This is a genomic window from Campylobacter sp. 107 (assembly GCF_002383835.1).
Lineage (GTDB): Bacteria > Campylobacterota > Campylobacteria > Campylobacterales > Campylobacteraceae > Campylobacter_D > Campylobacter_D jejuni.
The window spans coordinates 1-2,180 of record NZ_NXBA01000073.1; the positions used below are offsets into that span (position 1 = coordinate 1).

The following is a 2,180-nucleotide window of genomic DNA, read 5'->3' on the forward strand; positions in this document are numbered from 1 at the left end:
ACCTAAGATAAGTTCAAATTTACTTGATTTAATTTCTTTTAAACTTTCTTTTAAAAGAATATTACTTAAAGCCTCAATGTTTTTGTTAAAGAGTTCTTTTTGAGTAGGGGTGAAGGTCATTGGAAATCCTAATTATTTTTTGATTATATCGTCAAAATTCCAATTTTCTAAACTTTTTTCTATGGTTTTGTTTTGAGTATCAAGATATCCTAAACCTTGGATAAACCAATTGTGTTGTATTTTTAAAAAGTCTATTAAATTTTCTTTTTGCTTATTTGTGTTTAAAACTTCAAATTTTAAAATTTCGCATTCGTTATGAAAATAAATAGCTTGACAAAGTTCATTAAAAAGCTTGAGTTTTTTAAATTCTTTAAAAAGATTTAAAAGATCATTTTTGATTTTTTCAAGAGTTTGAAAATTCTTGTCATTTTTTTCTAAAGTGTATCTAAGCTTTTGAAGCTGAGTTTGAGTTTTTTTTATAAATTCTTTGGATTCTAAAATGCTTTTTTGGAGATATTTTTTTGTTTTTTCTAATTTTTCTTTGGCTAGTTTTTTATCTAGAAATTTTGGAAAATCAAAAGGTTTATTTAAATCTTTATCAAGTAAATTCTCACAAGCCCATAAAAAAGGTTTTTCTATAGTTCCTTCTATCCTTGCTCCACCTTCGGTGCAGTTGTAGGTGGTGATATTGAGTTTTTCTTTTGCCCAAAATATATCTTTTTCAAAAGCTTGACGAAATAAATTCCAAGTGAGTTGAGTTCTTACTTTGCCTTTTCCCCCATAAGCTAGTGTATATTTTTCTCCTCTGATTTCTTCACTTTGACTTCCATGTATATGCTCTTTAGGATGTGAACTTCCATCCTCGCCATAAGCTAAATCCTGTCCTATAAAAATGATATTTTCAAATCTTAAAGCTCCTGCTAGTTCATAGATCATATTTGAAACACTGTGTCCTACTCCAAGATATCCATATTCATCAAGTTTTAAACTAGCTGCAAAATTTAAAGGGCGATGTACAAGCATATAAGTTCTTTGATCTTTTTCTAAAAAATTTAATACTTCTTTATGAACTACAGAAGCAAGTATGAAAAGTATGCCTTTGTTAAAATCGCCAAAATCATTATCAAAACATTTAGAAACTATATCATCACGTTCTAGCATGCAAACATAATCAGGCTTTATACCGTATTTTCCAAGGATAACATAAGCACTATCTGCACAAAAAATCGTAGCTTTATTAGCATACTTTTTTAATAAAGGAAGTTGTTTTATAAGACTTGGTCCTGTAGAAACAATGATAGCATTTTCAACCTTAGCTCTTCTTTCTTTGAGAAATTCTTGAAAAATTCCATGATTTAACATTTTAGGGAGATTATCTAGGGTATGTTTGATTCCAACTAAAGAATCATGTGGATCATTACCTTTGTTTAAAACGATAAATCGTATCATTTCTATCAGTTGAGTATTTATATTTTGTATTTGAGTGCTATAAAATTGTTGATAAAAATCATTATGGATAAAAAGATTAAAAATTTTTACACTTTTTTGAATGATTTCATAAGTAAAAAGTGTGGTGAGTTGTGCTGTATTAATATTTGGAGTATAAAAAAGTATTAGCTGTTCTTTTTTTAATTCTTCGCTAAAATCAAATAAATGAAAAGCTAAAGTTAAAATTTCAAGATTGTCTTCAAAAATGATAATGTGTTTATGTTGTTTGTTTTTACATAAAGTTTTATAAAACATTCCATTTCCAAAGCCATAAAAAAACAAAACAGGATATTTGTTATATTCGGTTTTAAACAGAGTAAGGTTTTCTAAAAGCTCTTTATTGGGATTTTCATAAAGAAAAATATCATCTTTTTTAAAATTTATTCCATTTTCATCTTGGATAAGTGCAAAAGTTAAGTATTTAAGTGATCTTAGTGTACAAGCTAAAAACTCATCGACCTCAAACAAAGCTTGAGTATTTTTTAAAAAAAGCTCTTCTCTCACTTTCTCACCCTTTCCATCCATTTATCTAATTTTCTTTCTTTAAGTTTTTCTTCTAAAGGAAGTATATTTTTAATCAAAGCACTTTCTTGTGCTTTAATATGTCCATAAACTAATTCCATAAATTCTAAATGTTCTTTTATCCAAAGAATACTTTTATTAAAAGCATCTTCTTTGGTTTTAGGATTTAA

Annotated in this window: 3 protein-coding genes; all 3 read right to left on the reverse strand. The window is 27.0% G+C overall.

From position 1 onward, the window contains the following. A partial coding sequence (locus BGS40_RS09835; protein ID WP_072217780.1) for a motility accessory factor occupies window positions 1-120 on the reverse strand: 120 nt, incomplete at its 3' end. Between the two features lie 12 nt (window positions 121-132). Beyond that, complete coding sequence (locus tag BGS40_RS07515) at window positions 133-1,992, reverse strand: motility associated factor glycosyltransferase family protein (RefSeq protein ID WP_096738570.1); 1,860 nt, start codon at window positions 1,990-1,992, stop codon at window positions 133-135. After that, a partial coding sequence (locus BGS40_RS07520) for a motility associated factor glycosyltransferase family protein (protein ID WP_096738571.1) occupies window positions 1,989-2,180 on the reverse strand: 192 nt, incomplete at its 5' end. The genes BGS40_RS07520 and BGS40_RS07515, both read right to left, overlap by 4 nt.